Annotated in this window: 13 protein-coding genes; 7 read left to right on the top strand and 6 right to left on the bottom strand. The window is 36.0% G+C overall.

The features are described 5' to 3' along the window. Positions 1 to 127 precede the first annotated feature (127 nt). Positions 128 to 1,195, bottom strand: coding sequence for a glycosyltransferase family 4 protein (locus tag NP781_RS00430; protein WP_004230902.1), 1,068 nt, complete (start codon positions 1,193 to 1,195; stop codon positions 128 to 130). A 225-nt stretch (positions 1,196 to 1,420) separates the two neighbouring features. Here NP781_RS00430 and secA2 point away from each other — a divergent pair, with 225 nt between their 5' ends. Together secA2 and NP781_RS00420 are read left to right on the top strand one after the other, a co-directional pair. Next, the gene (secA2, locus tag NP781_RS00425) at positions 1,421 to 3,784 is read left to right on the top strand and encodes an accessory Sec system translocase SecA2 (RefSeq protein ID WP_257521161.1); all 2,364 of its coding nucleotides are present in this window, start codon (positions 1,421 to 1,423) and stop codon (positions 3,782 to 3,784) included. Positions 3,785 to 3,787: 3 nt separating this feature from the next. After that, positions 3,788 to 4,684 carry an accessory Sec system S-layer assembly protein gene (locus tag NP781_RS00420; RefSeq protein WP_257521160.1) on the top strand — a complete coding sequence of 299 codons (897 nt, stop codon included), beginning with the start codon at positions 3,788 to 3,790 and terminating at the stop codon, positions 4,682 to 4,684. A 78-nt stretch (positions 4,685 to 4,762) separates the two neighbouring features. On the opposite strand, the gene NP781_RS00415 is transcribed toward NP781_RS00420, so the two are convergent. Next, a complete protein-coding gene (locus NP781_RS00415) occupies positions 4,763 to 5,656 on the bottom strand; it encodes a C40 family peptidase (RefSeq protein ID WP_257521159.1) in 894 nt (297 codons plus the stop codon). Between the two features lie 250 nt (positions 5,657 to 5,906). On the opposite strand from NP781_RS00415, the gene brnQ reads away from it, so the two are divergent. Continuing rightward, positions 5,907 to 7,226, top strand: a complete 1,320-nt coding sequence (brnQ, locus tag NP781_RS00410) for a branched-chain amino acid transport system II carrier protein (protein WP_257521158.1) — start codon at positions 5,907 to 5,909, stop codon at positions 7,224 to 7,226. A gap of 181 nt (positions 7,227 to 7,407) precedes the next feature. Beyond that, positions 7,408 to 8,775 (top strand): S41 family peptidase, encoded by a 1,368-nt coding sequence (locus NP781_RS00405; RefSeq protein ID WP_257521157.1) that lies wholly within the window; start codon positions 7,408 to 7,410, stop codon positions 8,773 to 8,775. A 38-nt stretch (positions 8,776 to 8,813) separates the two neighbouring features. Here NP781_RS00405 and NP781_RS00400 read toward each other — a convergent pair whose 3' ends face one another. Further along, positions 8,814 to 9,413: a TetR/AcrR family transcriptional regulator gene (locus NP781_RS00400; RefSeq protein ID WP_257521156.1), complete on the bottom strand. Its 600-nt coding sequence runs from the start codon at positions 9,411 to 9,413 to the stop codon at positions 8,814 to 8,816. A gap of 534 nt (positions 9,414 to 9,947) precedes the next feature. On the opposite strand from NP781_RS00400, the gene NP781_RS00395 reads away from it, so the two are divergent. Beyond that, positions 9,948 to 10,922 carry a proline dehydrogenase family protein gene (locus NP781_RS00395; RefSeq protein WP_221679418.1) on the top strand — a complete coding sequence of 325 codons (975 nt, stop codon included), beginning with the start codon at positions 9,948 to 9,950 and terminating at the stop codon, positions 10,920 to 10,922. A gap of 103 nt (positions 10,923 to 11,025) precedes the next feature. On the opposite strand, the gene NP781_RS00390 is transcribed toward NP781_RS00395, so the two are convergent. After that, the gene (locus NP781_RS00390) at positions 11,026 to 12,363 is read right to left on the bottom strand and encodes an AAA-type ATPase lid domain-containing protein (protein ID WP_221679417.1); all 1,338 of its coding nucleotides are present in this window, start codon (positions 12,361 to 12,363) and stop codon (positions 11,026 to 11,028) included. Positions 12,364 to 12,542: 179 nt separating this feature from the next. Between NP781_RS00390 and pruA the strand changes: the two genes are divergently transcribed. Together pruA and NP781_RS00380 are read left to right on the top strand one after the other, a co-directional pair. Continuing rightward, entirely contained in the window at positions 12,543 to 14,087 is a 1,545-nt protein-coding gene (gene pruA, locus NP781_RS00385; RefSeq protein ID WP_257521155.1) for an L-glutamate gamma-semialdehyde dehydrogenase, read from the top strand. 274 nt (positions 14,088 to 14,361) lie between these two features. Beyond that, positions 14,362 to 16,332, top strand: a complete 1,971-nt coding sequence (locus NP781_RS00380) for an S-layer homology domain-containing protein (protein ID WP_257521154.1) — start codon at positions 14,362 to 14,364, stop codon at positions 16,330 to 16,332. A 419-nt stretch (positions 16,333 to 16,751) separates the two neighbouring features. Here the strand turns inward: NP781_RS00380 and NP781_RS00375 are convergent, their stop codons facing one another. Continuing rightward, positions 16,752 to 18,674 (bottom strand): N-acetylmuramoyl-L-alanine amidase, encoded by a 1,923-nt coding sequence (locus NP781_RS00375; RefSeq protein ID WP_257521153.1) that lies wholly within the window; start codon positions 18,672 to 18,674, stop codon positions 16,752 to 16,754. 233 nt (positions 18,675 to 18,907) lie between these two features. After that, entirely contained in the window at positions 18,908 to 19,819 is a 912-nt protein-coding gene (locus NP781_RS00370) for a C40 family peptidase (RefSeq protein ID WP_257521152.1), read from the bottom strand. Positions 19,820 to 19,978: the final 159 nt, after the last annotated feature.

The raw sequence follows: 19,978 nt of genomic DNA, 5'->3' as shown, positions 1-19,978 counted from the left end.
GTTTACCTTCTATTCCATTCCCTATATATAATCGGTTTAAAAGAGTTTCTCAGTGTCAAATGACTTTAATGGTAACCCTATTTAACAACAAAAAAGCAATCATACAAATTGTATGATTGCTTATATTTTATTTACTAAATATCCGTACAAAATTTAATAATGGTTTATAGTTTTTACCAGCCAATCCGATGACCTCTACAAAGATTTCAATAGCTGTTAGGATGACCGCTACAAGTAATATAGCTCCCCAAACCTTTGCCATAGAGAAAATGATAGCTGCTAATCCAAACATTACTGCAATTCCGTAAATAATTAGGACTGTTTGTCGATGTGTAAAGCCCATATCAAGTAATCGATGGTGTAGATGTGATTTATCTGGGTCAGACCATTTCTTTTTCATGCGAACACGACGAACAATCGCAAAAAATGTATCAGAAATCGGAACACCAAGGATAATAATTGGGATGATTAAAGCTACGAATGTAATATTTTTAAAACCAAGTAACGCTAACACAGAGATCATAAATCCTAGGAACAATGCCCCTGTATCACCCATAAAGATTTTTGCTGGGTGGAAATTATAAAATAAGAAACCAAGTGAAGCTACAGCTAAAATGGCTGCTAACGCTAAAACAAACACATTGCTCATGATAAATGCCATGACAGCTAATGTAATCAGTGCAATCGTAGAAACACCTGCAGCTAGACCATCAAGGCCGTCGATTAAATTAATGGCATTCGTAATACCGATAATCCAAATGATCGTTAATGGAATACTCAATAAACCAAAGTCTAATGTACCTAAGAACGGTAGATTAACCATTTCAATTTCAATACCACCTACAAAAACAACAATCAGTGCAGCAACTAGCTGACCAAGCATTTTTGCTTTCGCAGAAATCTCACGCATATCATCAATAACACCTGTGATTACAATTATACAAGCACCAATAATGATAGCTAATAAAGCCTCATTACTACCATGTTTTGTATGAACTAAAAATGAGTATAAAATCGTCACGCCAATAATAAAGGCAAGGAAAATGGCTAAACCGCCAAGTCTTGGCATAATTCGAGCATGTACTTTTCGATAGTTTGGTGCATCAACTGCACCTATTCTAAACGCTAAACGTTTCACTAATGGAGTTAACAAAATGGATGCAACAAACGCTGCTATTAAAGACACGTAAAGCATGTCTCTCCTCCTCAAATAAATAATCTACATTGAAATCCAAATTGATTATAGCATGAACAAGCATTGAAATATACTTTTTCTAAACATTTTCCACGATTTCACAAATATTTTGTACATTTTAGCATTAATAGATTCCTATATAGTCAATTGTAGTCACCATAAGTAAAATTTGATAGAATAATGGTGTGTCTAGCATTTAGACAACATTAAAGGAGCGTATATTTCATGTTCTCAATTTTCAAAAGTAATAAAGAGCAAACTAGTGCTCGTCAATTAAAACGCTACTACAAAATAGTAGATCAAATTAATAATCTTGAAGAAAAATATGTTAACAAGTCAGATGCCGAATTACGAGAAATGACTTTTATTTTCAAAGAGCAATTAGAACAAGGTGAGCCTCTTACATCGATTATCCCGGACGCATTTGCTGTTGTACGCGAAGCCTCAAAGCGTGTATTAGGAATGCGTCATTTTGATGTGCAGCTTATCGGTGGTCTAGTATTAACAGAAGGTAATATTGCTGAAATGCCAACAGGTGAAGGTAAAACTCTAGTTGCCTCCCTTCCCTCTTATGTGCGTGCATTAGAAGGTAAAGGTGTTCATGTCATCACGGTTAATGATTACCTAGCAAAGCGTGACTATGAGCTTGTTGGTCAAATCCATCGTTTCCTTGGCTTAACTGTGGGTTTAAATGTACCGATGATGGAACCTGGTGAAAAGAAAGAAGCCTATAACGCAGATATTACATACGGTGTGGGTACTGAGTTTGGCTTCGATTATCTACGTGACAATATGGCTTATAGCTTAGCAGATAAAGTACAACGTCCTTATCACTTCGCTATTATCGATGAAGTAGATAGTGTATTAATCGACGAAGCTAAAACACCTTTAATTATCGCAGGTAAAATGCCTTCTAATGATGAATTACACCGCATTGCTGCTATGTTAGCGAAACGCTTCAAGAAAGATGAAGATTATGACTTTGACGATGAAACAAAGGCTACTTCTCTAACGGATAAAGGTATTGAAAAGGTTGAGGCTGCCTTCAATATCGATAATTTATATGACTTAGAACACCAAACACTCTTCCATTACGTAATCCAAGCAGTACGTGCACATGTTATGTTTAAGCGCGATGTTGATTACATTGTCAAAGAAGACAAAATCGAGCTTGTTGATATGTTTACAGGTCGTATTTTAGAAGGTCGTTCACTTTCTGATGGCTTACATCAAGCGATTGAAGCGAAAGAAGGCGTAACGATTACAGATGAAAATAAATCAATGGCCCAGGTCACAATTCAAAACTATTTCCGTATGTATCCAAGGCTTTCTGGGATGACGGGTACAGCGAAAACACAGGAAAAAGAAATTCGTGAAGTGTACGGCATGGAAGTTGTGCAAATTCCAACAAACCGTCCGCGTCAGCGTATTGATCAGCCTGATCTTATTTTTAGCACACAGGAAGCAAAATATAAGTATGTTGCTGCTGAGGTTAAAAAACGTCATGAAAAAGGCCAGCCAATTCTAATTGGGACAACATCGATTTTACAGTCTGAAACTGTAGCTGACTATCTGAAAAAGGAAAAATTAACCTTCCAATTACTTAATGCAAAAACAGTTGAACAAGAAGTTGAGCTTATTTCACAGGCAGGTCAAAAGGGTCGTATTACGGTAGCGACAAACATGGCTGGTCGCGGTACAGATATCATGTTAGGTGATGGTGTATACGAGCTTGGTGGTTTATATGTAATTGGGACAGAAAAGCATGAGAGCCGTCGTGTAGACAATCAGCTACGTGGGCGTTCAGGCCGTCAAGGTGATGTAGGTGAAAGCCGCTTCATTCTCTCTATTGAAGATGATATGTTCCGCCGTTACGCAAAAGAAGAAGTAGAAAAATTCTCTGCAAAAATGATTGTAGATGATAAGGGTATTATTCAAAATAAAGAGGTTCAAGAGCTTATTGACCGAACACAACGTATCGTTGAAGGTTCCCAATATGGCATGCGAGAATATAACCTAAAATTAGACGATGTTATCAATGACCAACGTACCGTTCTTTATGGACTTCGTGACAAAATTTTAGGTGGAGAAGATTTATTAGATCAATTAAAGCAAATGTTATATGAAACAGTAGACTTTGCAGTTCGTGATGCTACACCTGATGATATTCCACCGTTTGAATGGGACTATGATGGTATAGAGGCAACTTTAAATAGTCTCTTCCTATCTCCTATTACAATTGATAGAGAAGTTGGAAAGGTTATACCTATTTTAGACTCCCTACAAGCCCCTGTAGATGAGTTAACTGCAAAAATGAATACGTTTGCTCAAAATGAACAAGTAATAGATGTCATCCCTCAGATCATGTTAAGCAACTTAGATAGTGGTTGGATTAAGCACTTAGAGTCTATGGCTCACTTAAAAGAAGGAATTGGACTTCGCCACTATCAACAAGAAGATCCTATGCGTATTTATCAACGAGAAGGCTTAGAATTATTCGCTAAAAACTTTCAAGAATTACGCCGTACGATCATTATAGAAATTATTGGATTTATGAAAACAATCGAAGCGCAACAGGAGGAGCAATAAATAATGGGCTTATTTTCATTCTTTAAAAAATCAGACAAAGTTGGTCAAGAAAATACTATTGACTCAAAGGACTTACTAGGAAACACTTCTTCACATGACAGTAATGAGGATATTATTGAAACAAAACTTTCTTTCCACCCAGATTGGGATGTACCTCAGGAGCAAAAATACATCTTTAACTTCCTTGCTAATGAGCTAGAACCATTAAAACCAAATCAATTATCTCTTTCTTCAATTAGTATTGATGAGGATCGCTCTGGAAAATGGCAAGTACGAGCATTTTTCCGTTCTTCGCTTTCTGAAGCCATTGAACTTGGTGAAATCGAACTTTTTATCATGGATAAAAACGATAAGCTTGTAGCTTCTAAAAAATTTGATTTTAAAGCACTTGGTACAATCCCTGCGAAAAGTGCTCGCCCATGGGTATTTGAATTTGAAAAGTCAGCTATTAAAATTGATGAGATACCAGAGGAAGGCTGGAAATTGGCTTTTAATCTAGTATCATTACGTGACCATCAACTAGAATTAGACCCTACCTGGGAAGAACAGTTACCAGCAGAACAAAAAGAGGAACTTGCCAAAATTGTTAAATCTTTACCTAAATTAGGGGAAACTGAAGTAAACTTTACAGGTTTGCAAGCTAAATTTATGAATAATGGCAGCTTAAATGTCTCTATATTTATTCGTAATGGTCATAATAAGGCTATAAACTTGGAACAACTACCTCTTGAGATTATTGATGCGAGAGGAAAACAAATAGCAAAAGGTTCATTTAAAATGGATCCTATCTTAACAGTTCAGCCTAATTCAACAAAGCCATGGACATTTATTTTCCCTGCCCAATTAGTAAATCCAAAAGGTGCTGACCTCTCTCGTTGGACAGCGCGTGTAACACAATAACCTAAAACCCCCTTTCTGTTTTAGAAGAAAGGGGGTTTTGTTAAAAGCGATTTTTGCCCAGACAAAAATCGCTACTTTTTATTTCACACTATCAAAACGTTTGTAGGCTACTAATTTAGAAGACCAGTAAGAGTACGTAACATCCGAAACTTCTACACCATCTGTACCCGCATGAATGAATTTATTATCACCGAGATAAATTCCCATATGAGAAATACCTTCTTTATACGTATTCTCAAAGAACACTAAATCGCCAGGTACTGGATTTTCTACATGAGTAGTATTACCGTAAAAATAGCCCTCACTGCTTGCTCTTCCTATTTTTAAACCACCTTGATTGAAGGCATAAAAAATAAAGCCACTGCAATCAAGCCCTACAGGTGTATTTCCACCATATAGATAGGGTGTACCAACCAATGTATTGGCAACTTCAACTGTTTTGTTATAAATTGCTTGTCCATTAGCTGTAGGATCTTTCGCTGTTACTTTTGATGGAGTGCCCGTTCCTGAAGTCACATTATTATGTATAGAATCACCATCGGGTATCACTGCAGCTGAAGAAAGCTTCAGTACTTGTCCAACAAAAATTGTGTCCTTTTCAAGCTTATTCCAATCCATTATATCCTTAATTGTCACATTATATAGCTTTGCAATTTTTGATAATGTGTCACCCTTTGCTACTGTATGAGAACTAGTTGCTGGTTTTCCAGATGTTGATGGAGTGGCGGGCTTTACTCCCTCATTCGTTGATTGTTTTGGAATCTCAAGCTTTTGAGCTACATAAATCGTATCTTTCGATAGATTATTCCACTTCATAATATCCCCAATCGTGACTTGATGATTTTGGGCGATTTTCGTTAAAGTATCTCCTTTTTGTACAGTATATGTTGCTGCTTCTGCTGTTTGTAATGCTAAAAATGAAGTTGCTAAAGTACTTAGAACAAGAATTCTCCATTTTTTTGTCTTTTGCATACCAAAGTGCCTCCGTTCGTGCTAGAATATTCCCTTGTGTGTCTATCATACTAGATAACTATTGCATGAAAAATCGGAAAAACTGACTATTTTTCAAACATTATAGGAAACTTATAGAATACGACGAAATCCGACTATATTGAAATATTGTTTTCATTGCAAGATTAGTGTTCCTATGATAACATACACTTCTGTATTTAAAATTTTTAGAAAGTTTTAGCTTTTCAATCTTAAAGGAGTTAATATACTTATGAAAAACATCTTGCATTTCATCAAAGGAAATTTAGCAGTAGGATTACTACTATTTGCCTTGTTCTTGGGTGCTGGTAATATTATTTTCCCACCATTATTGGGCCAACAAGCAGGTGAAAACGTCACTGTAGCCATGATTGGTTTCCTTATAACAGGTGTTGGTCTACCATTGTTAGCGATTGTTGCTGTTGCCAAAGCAGGAGGCGATTTACAACTGCTTGCTAACCGTGTTAGTCCTGCTTTTGGGGTGATTTTCACCTCCATCGTCTACTTAGCAATTGGACCGTTCTTTGCTGTACCACGTACTGGGTCTGTGTCCTTTGAAATAGGCATTGCGCCATTTCTTTCTGAAGGTATGAGAGATCATTGGGCGCCACTTTTTATCACATCTATTGTGTTTTTCACGTTAATTCTATATTTATCTATTAATCCTTCGAAGCTCGTTGATCGAGTAGGTAAAATTTTAACACCTGCCCTGCTTTTCGTTATTTTATTGCTTGCTGTTAAAAGTTTCATCTCTCCTATGGGTGAACCAGGAGAAGCCGTAGGAAACTATAAGGTGTCACCTTTAGCTGAAGGCTTTGTACAAGGTTACTTAACGATGGATGTTCTAAGTGCTCTTGTTTTTGGTATCGTCATTTTACAGGCCTTGCGTGATATGGGTATGAAAGATACGAGAAAACAAGTAAAAACAACGATTTTTGCGGGGGTCGTTGCTGCAATAGGTTTATCCTTTGTCTATATCTCTCTAGGGCATATTGGTAATACAAGTATCAATGCAATCGGTATTTCTGATAATGGCGGAAATATTATTGCAAAATCAGCTGAGGTGCTCTTTGGAAACCTTGGAAGTATTATTTTGTCTGCGACTATTTTACTGGCTTGTATATCCACAGCTGTTGGTTTATTAACTGCAAATGCACAATTTTTCCATAAGCTATTCCCTCAAATTTCATATAAAACGTTTTTAGTTGTCTTTACTATTTTTAGTACAGCTATTACAAATGTGGGACTTTCTACAATAATTAGTGCATCACTACCTGTTTTATTAATCATTTATCCTTTAGCTATGGTATTGATGGTCTTGTCACTAGCAGATCATTTCTTTAAAGGTGGACAAATTGTTTATATTTTAGCGCTCGTTCCAACTTTCCTTGTCAGTCTATATGATGGCTTAAAACAAATGAAAGTTGAAATTAAACCTTATGAAACTATTCTAAAAGCATTGCCAATGTATGAACAAAATTTAGGCTGGCTTTTACCAGCTATTGTTGGTGCATCAATTGGTTTTATTATTCATAAATTGATAAAAAAATAATTTACAAGAATCTACTTGCCCATAGCGACAAGTAGATTTTTTTTCTATCTCATATAAGTCCACCACTATAGCGATGGCTTCATGTATAATAAAAATCAGATACTCAATTGCATAATGTAACCATCCATTTAATACCTAATAATGATACATTCTATTTTGAGTTCTAGAAAAGAGGTGTCCAATGAAAAAGTTACTATGGTCATTCGTATTTGTTCTAGGCTTCTTCCTTCTCCCTTTTACAACTACTCACGCTGCTGAAAATGATCCACAGCTTATCAAGGAAATTAAGGAGATTGTGAAAGATACTTACGTTGGAACAATTAATGGAAACTTAGAGAAGGCTACATCCATCTCAGAAATCATGAGTATGCTTGATCCTTACTCAACCTACTTCACTAAGCAAGAATTTGAAAATTATATGAATAGCATCAACCTATCTACTATAGGTATAGGTGTGGTGATTGAAGAACACGAAGATGGAATTCATATTTTACAAGTAATCGAAGGCAGTGGCGCATTTGAGGCTGGTGTTCAGGCTGGAGATATCATTATTGGCGTTAACGGTGAATCCATTATCGGGCGTTCTACACAAGAGGCCTCTTCCCTTTTAATTGGTAATGAAGGAACTAAGGTGGAAGTTACATTAAAGAATAGTGACGGTTCAAAAACTACCAAAACTATTACACGTAAGAAATTCACATTACCGAATGTACAAACTGACCTACTATTTGGAAATGTGGGCTATATTTCGTTGGCTTCCTTTTCAGAGGATGGTGCACAGCTTGTTAAAAATGCGCTGATAGACTTAAAAAAACGTGGTGCAACATCGTTCATCTTAGATTTACAAAATAATGGTGGAGGTTATGTGACAACAGCTGAAGAACTAACAGGATTATTCCAATCTGCTAAAGTTGCGTATTTATTAGAAGAAGCACATAACTCTTATACCATCCCAGCAGTTCAACAAGACACAAAGTTTCCTAAAGATACCCGTATTCTTATAAACCGCTATAGTGCCAGCGCTTCTGAAATGCTTTCCGCATCACTGAAAGACCAGAAGGCTGCTATTTTATACGGAGAAACAACCTATGGGAAAGGTGCTATGCAAGGCTTTTACACATTACAGGATGGAAGCTATTTAAAGCTTACAGTTGGTAAATTTACGGGTCCTGCGGGTCATACTATTCATGAAGTCGGCGTTAAGCCAAATGTTCAAACTACAACAGCACCTATTTTCCAGGCACATTATGATGCATTGAAGGAGAAATATCCTAAATATAAACAACTTTCCACGGTAAAAAATATAGCAGATACACACAAATTTACAGTGAAAATTCCTACAGGGCTTACTTCACAAATCGCTAAGAGCAACATTCAACTGGCTGCTTTAGGAGCTAAGGAAATACCCGTAGCAGTTAAAATTGAAGGTCGTTCAATAACTGTTACACCTAAGAGTGCTTTATCACCGAATCAAGAATATATGCTACTTATTCACCCAAAGAGCAAAGATCAAAAAGGCTACTATCAGCATATAAAAATAAGCAATTAAAAAAACTGTCATCGATAATAAGTATCGATGACAGTTTTTTATATCACTTCTTTGGTTTTCCAAAAATATAATTGTACAATATCATTTGCAAGTTGTGCAGGTAACCTTTTTTCTTCTAATAAATTCGTAATGATGAGTCTTTCTATTGAGCCTACTAAACTATCTATCATGATTTTTATATCCACACTATACATTTGTAGATCTTTGTCACAATCATGCAGATAAATAAGGTGGATCAATTGCTGTGTCATTTGGTTTTTCACCAATTGTGCTTGCTTGGATTCAATAAAACCTATTTTTGTTAATTCAGGATTTTCAATTATGTATACGAACAAGTTCAATAACTTTTGCTCTAATAGCGTGATAAAACCCTGTAATCCATATTCAATAATGTCAGTTGACTTACTATTCATTACTGCCAAGAATCCGCTTTGAAATTGCGCATTCAAATCGTTATAAAGGGCATCCTTGCTTTTAAAATAGAGATAAAAAGTAGGCTGAGTTACATTGGCAGCCTTTACAATGTCACTAATTTTTGTGTGATGATAACCTTTATCAGAAAATAGCTCTATCGCTTTTTCAAGTAATAGTTGTTTACTTTGTTCGCCATTTGAATTAAATTTTCTGCCTCTTGCCATACTTTCCACCTTATCTTAGTTTAGAGTAGTCATATTCCCTTTTGCCTTGCTTATATAGACACACTATTCTAAATCAAAAGTAACTACAAATTCACAAAACGTACATAATTTTATCTTGATTATATACAATTTTATTATAATACACCCTGTTTTTTTTTACTATAAACTACTATTAATATGATATTTAAACTGAAAAATGAAAAAGTGGATATCTAAGAATCACTTCAAAGAATACCCACTAATAAATTATATTAAAATAATAATTATATATTTTAAGTCCTAATCATTATGCCTATGCGCAAATTAAGACATATACTAATTAACATAAAGCAAATCTTTTATTTTGAAAAGTCCTTTTTTTTTGAAAAAAATTTTTAATTTAAATTTTTTCCATGAAAAAGTCAGTGACTGCAATAGTTTTATCTCACTAACGTGCTTTAAAAAATATTTTTTCTGAAAATCAAACCATTTTACTTTTCAAAAAAAGTGTTATAATCGCCAAGAATTTAAAATTTTCATTTTTGGAGGCATATAATGGTATTACGTGACTTTTTCATTTACTTATCCGAGAACAAATTATTAAACAGCGCTGCACAAAAATATGGTTTAAAAATGGGTGCGCAAAGTGTTGTTGCTGGCACAAGTTTACCAGAAGTTGTGCAATCGATTAAGGAATTAAACAAGGCCAATATTTCTTGTACAGTCGATAATCTAGGCGAGTTCGTCTACGAAAAATCAGAGGCAATTGCTGCCAAAAATAATATTTTAGCTGTTGTACAAGCTATTCATGATGAACAGCTTGATGCACACATCTCTCTTAAACCTTCACAATTAGGTTTAGATATTGATTACGCATTTTGTTATGAAAACTTAGAAGAAATCGTAGCTCTTGCACACCAATATAATATTTTCGTGAATTTCGATATGGAAAACTACGAGCGTTTACATAGCTCTTTTGAATTATTAGAGGAATTACACAAAGAGTATGATAACGTAGGGACAGTCATTCAAGCTTACTTCTTCGAATCAGAGGAAAATATTGAGAAATATAAAAACTTCCGCTTACGTATTGTAAAGGGTGCTTATAAAGAACCTGAAAATGTGGCTTATCAATCTAAAGCTGATATCGACCATAATTACTTAAAACTAATTGAATATCATTTGCTACATGGTAAATTTACTTCGATTGCGACGCACGACCATAATGTGATCAACCATGTAAAACAATTTGTGAAACAACACAATATTCCAAATGAAAAATTTGAATTCCAAATGTTATATGGTTTCCGTAAAGAAATGCAGCTAGACCTTGCTCGTGAAGGGTATAATTTCTGCACATATCTACCATTCGGTAATGATTGGTACGGTTACTTTATGCGTCGTTTAGCTGAGCGTCCACAAAATGTAGCACTTGTGACAAAACAAGTGTTTAACAAAAAAACGAACATGGCAATTGGTTTAGGAGCAGCAGCATTTGCGCTTGGTCGCCTTTCGAAAAAAGGAAAATAATTATACAAGCTTGAAGCTATCCATCAGTTTCGTGTTTTTATCCTTCAGTTAGATCATTCTATCCTTCACTTTCGGGAACCTATCCAAAAAAGCGAAAACATGGTTAATCAATGTTTTCGCTTTTTTTATTAAGCTTATAGTTTTTAACTCGATACTGTAAACTTTGTCGACGAATCCCCAAGGCAGCGGCTGTTTTGGAGATATTTCCTTGATGAAAATCCAATGCCTTTGAAATATAGTACTCCTCTACCTCTTTCATATAGACATCTAATGGTCGAATATCCTGTTGATTTTTAATGACAAACAAGTCGCTCGTAGAAACCTCTTTTTCCGTCTCCTCACAAGAGCTTTGGATTTTCCATTTGAAATGCACTGGCAGCATATGTGATTCAACTATCGTCTCATTGGTGATCAATGAGGTTATTTCATCCAGCAGAACTTCTAATTCCTTTAAATTTCCTGGCCAATCATATTTTAAAAAGATATCTCGCACTTCTTCTGAAAGTCCATGAATAGATGAGCCAAAGCTATCACGATGTCTTTTGAAATAATCATCGATAAAAGGCATAATATCTTCTTTTCTTTCTCGTAAAGGAGGTACATAAATCGTAATACCTGAAAAAAGTCTGTAAAGTTTTTTGGATAGCTCGTGCTTTTGAATCAAATCAATGGGATCTTTGCCAACACTAGCAATTAAGACATGCTGATGATTAGGATGATTATTAAAAAGTTCAACAATCTTTTCTTGTGCTTCTAGAGATAAATATTCAATGCGCTCAGCAAAGAAGGTTATTTTCTCCTTTTCCACAATATATTTTTCAAATTGCTTTAATACCGTTTTCTCATCTCGACGGCAAATTAAAGCAATAAACATATCATTTTGCACCTTTAGATCATGATGTATTCCCTCTGCAACCATGTCAATCCCAGTACCTGATTCCCCTATTAACACAACAGGCATTCTACTTAGCGCCACAATTTTTGCTTTTTCAATGACATCCTTCATGACTGGTGATACAGCCGTGATGATGTCAAATGTCAATGGAGCGCCATACCTTCTCAATGGCTGATACATCATGTATTCAAGCTGTGTAATATCTCGGGCAAATTCCACAGCGCCTATTAAAGAGCCTTCATAGTGCAACGGATAAATATTGCTTATGTAGGTCACTTCTTGATTTTTTTTATTCCAATACGTTTTTTTTATATTGTGCACTGGCGTTTCAGAGCTGAGGACCTTATAAATATCGCTTTTTTCAATTTCAAAATCAATAATCTCTAAGGCTCGCCTCTCCTCAAATTCATCCTCATTAACGCCTTCTAATTCTCTCATTTTTTTATTGTATATAAGCAATTTGCCCTCTGTGTCTACCACACAAATTCCCATATCGCCTTTTTCAATGACGTATTTATAAATACTTAGTAGTACATTGTTATCCATTTTGTCCTCCTGTATTCCATTAAGCTTATTCTAACACCAATATGAAAAGCAGATGCAAAAATTAAAAAAGTTTTAAAATTTAAGTTGATTAATGCCAAATTATATTGCATTATATAATTAACACAATCTTAATAGGTGCATAATCATTTGGCACTACTTATACCTGGGAGGAAACTGACATGATTCCATACAAACACGAACCATTCACAGATTTTTCACAAGAGGCAAACTACAATGCTTATGTAGAGGCTTTAAATAAAGTTGAAGGTTACTTAGGTCAAGACTACCCACTAATTATTGGTGGTGAGCGCATTACAACAGAAGATAAAATCGTTTCGTACAATCCTGCAAAGAAAACAGAAGTCATTGGTCGCGTTTCGAAAGCAAGCAAAGATTTAGCTGAAAAAGCGATGCAAGCGGCAGATGAAACATTCAAAACATGGAAAAAAGTTGATCCAGCCATTCGTGCGGACGTTCTCTTCAAAGCGGCAGCAATCGTTCGTCGTCGTAAACATGAATTCTCAGCTCTATTAACAAAAGAAGCTGGGAAACCATGGGCAGAGGCTGATGCAGATACAGCGGAAGCAATCGACTTCATGGAATACTATGGTCGCCAAATGCTACGCATTAAAGACGGTCAGCCAGTTGAAAGCCGTCCAGGTGAATACAACCGTTATGACTACATTCCACTAGGAATCGGTATTGTCATTTCTCCTTGGAACTTCCCATTTGCAATCATGGCTGGTACAACAGTAGCTGCTTTAGTAACAGGGAATACAGTGTTATTAAAACCAGCTTCCACAACGCCAGTTGTAGCCTATAAATTTATTGAAGTATTAGAAGAAGCTGGTCTTCCAGCAGGTGCGGTGAACTTCGTACCAGGTTCTGGTGCTGAAGTAGGTGACTACTTAGTGGATCATCCAAAAACACGCTTCATCAGCTTCACAGGTTCACGTGATGTTGGCTTACGTATCAACCAACGTGCATCTGTATTAAACGAAGGCCAAATTTGGATTAAACGTGTCATCGCTGAAATGGGCGGTAAAGATACAATCGTAGTGGATAAAGAAGCAGATTTAGAATTAGCTGCACAATCGATCGTGAAATCAGCATTTGGTTTCTCAGGTCAAAAATGTTCAGCATGTTCTCGTGCTGTCATCGTAGAAGATGTGTATGAGCAAGTGGTAAATCGCGTGGAAGAGTTAACAAACGCTTTAACAGTGGGTGACCCAACTGATTACAGCAACTTCATGGCAACAGTAATTGACCAAGCAGCATTCAATAAAATTACAGAGTACATCGAAATCGGTAAAGGCGAAGGCCGTTTAGTAGCTGGTGGTACAGCAGACGATTCAGTCGGCTACTTCGTACAACCAACTGTATTCGCGGACGTAGATCCTTCTGCTCGTATTATGAAGGAAGAAATCTTCGGACCAGTGGTAGCCATTGCAAAAGCAAAAGATTTCGACCATGCGATTGAAATTGCAAACGATACAGAATACGGTTTAACAGGCGCTGTTATCACAACAAATCGTATGAACCTAGAAAAAGCACGTGAAGAATTCCATGTAGGAAACCTTTACTTCAACCGTGGCTGTACAGGTGCAATCGTAGGTTACCAACCATTTGGTGGCTTCAACATGTCAGGTACAGATTCAAAAGCAGGTGGCCCAGACTACCTACAGCTGCATATGCAAGCAAAAACAACTTCAGAAATGCTTTAATTATTACTTCAATAAAATGCCGTACATTGTTTCTTAGTAAGCAATGTACGGCATTATTTTTTTGGATAACACAAATGACATATATAATAGAAGAAACTCATGTGAATTTCGGTTCACTTTCCTTGCCCTATTTAAAACTAACTTTCACACCAAATTATAAAAGCATACTTATTGCCTATAAAACGCTGGTATATTTTATGGCATTTCTAACATTTGACCCTTATCTTGATTGTGTAACTTTGTTAAAATGATATCAGTTTAGGAGGGTAAAACTATGAAAAAACTATCAATTTTTATGTTGCTTATGATGCTTGTTAGTCTAGTCATTTGGCAGCCTCAATCTGTCTATGCAGACGAGCTATCAGGACATATGCATGAAAGTGGTCTACGCTATTTAATTCAGAAAGATGCATTACTAAAGGATGCAAATGGAAGCTATCGTCCAAATGCTACGGTTACACGCGGTGAATTCGCCACATACATAGCAAAAGCATTAAATTTGGACACAAAGAACGAGATAACGTTTACAGATGTGTCAGACACATATTTATTTGCAAATGAAATTAAGCTTGCCGCAACTGCTGGAATTATTACTGGTTATACGGATGGCTCATTTAAGCCAGATGACCGTATTTCAAGAGAGCATATGGCAGTGATGCTAATCAGAGCAGTTGATTATTTAAAAATACCAAAAGGTACTTCTTCTATTACCTTCAAAGACAATACAACTATTTTTAAAGATTTCCGTGAGGATGTTGCAATCGGTGCACAATTAGGACTTATTAAAGGAAGCTCCAATGGCATGTTTTTACCAAGAGACAATGCCACAATTGGTGAGGCATCGACATTTATTCTACGATTAATACTTCTTGCTGATCAGCTTGACGCTGGTAAAAATGAAAACAATGGTAACTCCGAAAATAACGGTAATACTAATAATAATGGGAACAACAATAATACTGGTAATAACGGTAATACTACCGCATATATCGTCAAAGAAGTTTCCAATGGTAACTTGGTAGACAAACAAACCTTTACTAGCTTTGAAGCAGCTGAAAAGGCGATGACGACTAGTTCCTTAGTGGTTACTCAAAATGATAAAATTATTAAAATGACTTCAGGTTATGTTGTAACGAATAATTATGTTGCTCTAAATTCTGAAACGATTAAGGATCAAATCGCAGTTGCTGGTAATACAGAAATGGAGTATCTAGGTAGTGATGCCACACAAGTAAAAGTACGCTTAGCTGGTCATACTGGCTATTTAAAGCAGGCTGACGTTACCTTAATTCCTTCTGCTTTAGTGAAAGGCCGTTCTTACTACACAAATGAGTACGGTGAAATAAAACATACCTTATATGATTATAAAACTAATAAATATTCTGCTAGTTACGTGTATGGCAAGGCACCTAGCTTTATGAAGCAGGGTGAGAAATACTTTAGCTGGGATGGCATCAACTTTACCAATGCTGATGGCTCTTCAAAGGGAGAAGCCTATAACTACTATCAATTCTTACCAGCTCGTGCAACAACTCAATATACAGCAGATGAGCTAGATCAATATATTGTGGGAAAATTAGCAGAGGTTGAAAGCTCAGGTGCTTCGATTTATAAAAATGCCACAACTAAAAGTAAACTACTTGGTTTAGGCTCTGTATTAAAAGAAGTGGAAGCAAATTCTCATATCAATGCTATGCTTATTTTATCCCTAGCACAGCATGAGAGTGCCTATGGTATGAGTGATCACGCTCAAAATCTAAACAATCTATTTGGTTTATATGTCTATGATACAAATCCACTAAACAAGAAGTTTGAGAGCGTGGAAGCCAATATTAATGAGCTAGTTGAAAAATTCCTTCAGCCAAATTATATTACGCCAGGTGGACGTTATACGAATGGCGCAGTTGTCGGTTCTAAGGCTATCGGCTTCAACGTAAAATACGCTTCAGATCCATTCTGGGGCGCAAAAATTGCAGGACATTACTATCGTGCAGAAAAAGCTTTAGGCTTTAAAGATGCAAATAATCCTTATAAAATCGCTCTCACAACAACTGCTGGACTAAATGTTCGTGCAGATGCATCAACAAGTCAAAGTCCACTCTTCACATTTAGTAAAAGTAATATGCCTGTCATCGTTACAGATACAAGCTCAAATGGTTGGTATCAAATTGTTTCAGATAAACTATACACTGAACCTGGATATATAAGTAAGGATTATATTAAATTCATCAATACCGTAAAATAACGTAAATGGCTGTCTCTTATAAATGAGACAGCCATTTACTGTTGTTGAAAAAAGATAAAATCTCTGCAAAAAAGGCCTTTTCATAAGGCAGGAGGTTGATTTACGTTCGGCCAGCATCCTTTCCAGGGACGTCCGATGAGCCGCTTCACTCACTTACGTTCGCTCCAGGGTCTAAATCTATGACGCTCAATCCCCTAGGAGTGACGCTGGCTCCACTCCAATCACATGTAAAAAAGTGTCTTTTCCTTATCTTTCATACTAGCTAGCCGTAGCGATCAAATCAGCCCATTATTTATATGATTGGAGAAAATTTTATAGCCATTTCTATCAATTAGTTTGTCTTTCTCTTATGTGGGTATATAGAGAATAAGAAAACGATCCCAAAGGCTAGTACACCTTTGGAATCGTCTCTTAATCAATTATTGTTTTTTATAGTATTGCAAAATACCATTATAAATAGATTCTGCAAATAATTTAACGTATTGATCATTTGTCATTTTACTGTTATCCTCTGCATTCGTTAAGAAACCAAGTTCTACTAGAATAGACGGGATCACCATATTACGAATTACGTAGTATTGCTCTTGCTTGACACCACGATTTTTCATATTTAAATTGTTAACAATTTGATTATTAACATATGTCGCTAAATCAACGTCTTCCTGATACATATCTCCTGTAGATATTGCATAATATGTTTCAGTACCAGATGCTGACGTATTAGCAGCAGAGTTGACATGGACACTTACAAAAATTTCACCATAGTTTGCTTGAGTAAAGTCTACGCGATCTTGTAATGATGGATACGTATCACCAGTACGTGTCATATAAACTTTTGCACCAGCATTCTCTAGTAATTGTTTCACTTGTGTGCTGACTTTTAATGTAATGTTCTTTTCAGAAGCAGAGCCCTTTACTGTACCTGGATCTTTACCACCATGACCTGGGTCTAGGATGATAATACGATTTTGTAAAGGTTTAGCTGTTTGATTTAATAGCTTCAAATAAGACTTGTGGACATAGCCTGATTGGCCATTATATGTGATTTCTGCCCAGTAACCATTGATGTTATTAACTTGGACATACTCTCCTTTATTCAGCTTAAATAACACGGCTGATGTAGAGTTACTTTGACTGCGAACATTTAAATTAGCAACCGTTACTCTACCTAGCACATCACCAGAAACTGGTGGTGTTGGATCTGGATTTGGGTTTGGATTTGGCTTTTCTTCTTCCACAATATCCGTAGTGCTATTCGCTACAATATAACCTGGTAAACCATTTACTTGTGTTAAGTAGTAGCCACCAATTGTTTTGTAAACAGGAAGTTTTTCGTTCGCTTTAATCGATGAAATGACTTTTGCTGAAGATGTAGGCTTCACATATAAATTGACAGCATTTTTTGTCGTTACTTCTTTTTCGACTGTTCCTAACGCATTGCCATCTGCATCTACAAATTCTGCATATTGCTTATAGATATAGGCATATGCGCCTTTATAAGTAACCTTTAGCCAATTACTTTCAACAGCGTAGACTGATAATTTACCGCCTGTATTGACTTTGCCTACAATGTTCGTGCTTGAAGTAGAATCTTTTGTCTTACGGATGTTTAACCCATCTGTAGTGACCTTCACTAAGCCAATGACTTGTGATGTATCTGGAACTTGTACACCTTTTACTGGAAGCTCTAATCGATATTTTTCACTGTTTGCACGTGCAACGAATAATGAGAATTGAGAACGTGTTACAGTGCTATTAGGTAAATACGTATTACCTGTTCCGTTTGTAATGCCATTATAATAGATGGTATTGATGTATTTCACATATTCATGTGTGATTCCTACATCAGTAAAAGGAGAGTCGATCCCCTCATACTCACTAGTATCTAAATTAAAAGCCTTTGTTAATACATAACTCATTTCTCCACGAGTTAGAGGCTTATTTGGTAAGAATTGACCTTTTATATTTTTGTCGAAAAATCCTAGCTGTACAGCACGTTCTATATAACCTGACATTTCAGTGCCAACTGTAACATCTGAAAAGCTAGATTTATTTACAACTAATGGTTTATTACCAGAGGCAACAACAACCATTTTAGCTGCTTGTCCTCTTGTTACACTATTATTTGGGCCAAAGACTCTCTTACCATTCACAAAGTAACCTTGAATTACCCCCAAATTTACTAAATAATTGATTTCTTCATAGGCTGGGTGATTTTTAGTAACATCTTCAAATGTTATATTTGAATTGTTAGCTGCACTGACACTTGCACTATGTATCGTAAACATAGAAGCCGAAATGAATAAGACGCACAAGATAAGACTAATTTTTTTGATGTTCAATGTCTTATTTCCTCCCTTCTTGTTCTCTTAACGTGTCCATTTTAACAAAATTAGCTAAATAAAGCATCATACAATAGAACTGTTAAAATTTAATTTTCCAATTCACATCCTTTCCTACAAAATTATCATAAAAATAGAAGAGTCTGCTATTGCAAACCCTTCTTCCATTATACGCTATTCAAAAGATCATTTCTTGCAATCTATGACACCATTAAAGTGTTAACTTTATGAACTTATTGTTGGATTCTTTCAATAAAAACTTTTAATTGTTCGATTTTTAGTAATTCATCAGAACCGAAGCTACCGTCTCCGTCACCATTTGTAATGCCATTTGACGCTAGAGTAGAAACATATTCATTAGCCCAGCTCTTTTGAGGCACATCACTAAATGCTACACTTCCACCATTATTTTCAAGACCAAATGCTAGCACTAATACTTTAGCAATTTGTGCACGCGTAATTGGTGAAGACGGGTTGAATTTACCATTTGCATCGCCTTCAAAGATACCTAATTTTGCTACAGCTGCAATAGCACCTGCATGAGCATATGTAGGTTTTACATCTACGAAACTAGTAGTAGTATCAGATGTATCTAAGTTTAAAGCTTTTGCAATTTGTACTGCTACCTCTGCACGAGAAGCATATACGGAAAAGTCAATAGCTGCTTGCTTTACTTCAGCTTGTTGTTGAGCATCGAATGTTGCCACACGTTTAGCACCTACATAACGATCGCCCCAATAATATGGGTCATTAACATTTGAGTAGCTTACACCTTGACCAGTTTGAGAGTGGATCATTTTACCATCACCTATGTATATCCCCACATGTGAAATACCACTACCACTTGTATTGAAAAATACTAAATCGCCAACTTGAAGATCACTCTTGGCAACTACCGTACCTTGTTGATATTGAGACCCTGACGTACGGTTTAATTGAATACCTAAGTCTGAAAATACTTTAGAAGTAAAGCCAGAGCAATCAAAACCGCTAGTTGTAGTACCGCCGTATTTATATGGAACACCTAAATATTTAGAAGCTGTATCAGTTAAATCTGCTTTAGACGCTGCTTCAGCAGTATTAATATTAGTAGTTGAAAATAACATAAATGATGCAAAAATCGGTAATAACCATTTCTTATTCATACTTTTGTTATACCCCTCTCAAAACTTTTTTGCCTATACATAGACTATCACAAAAGAGGCGAATGTTATTTTTCAATTGTGTAACGGTTTTAGACAGCAAAAAAACGCTGTAATACCAACGTTTGGTGGTATTTCCAGCGTTAAAAAGGGGATTTTTTT

The sequence above is a fragment of the Lysinibacillus sp. FN11 genome (assembly GCF_024628845.1).
Classification (GTDB): Bacteria; Bacillota; Bacilli; order Bacillales_A; family Planococcaceae; genus Lysinibacillus; species Lysinibacillus capsici.
The sequence above is the reverse complement of the archived record's forward strand: the minus strand, read 5'-3'. Positions and strand labels throughout refer to the sequence as shown.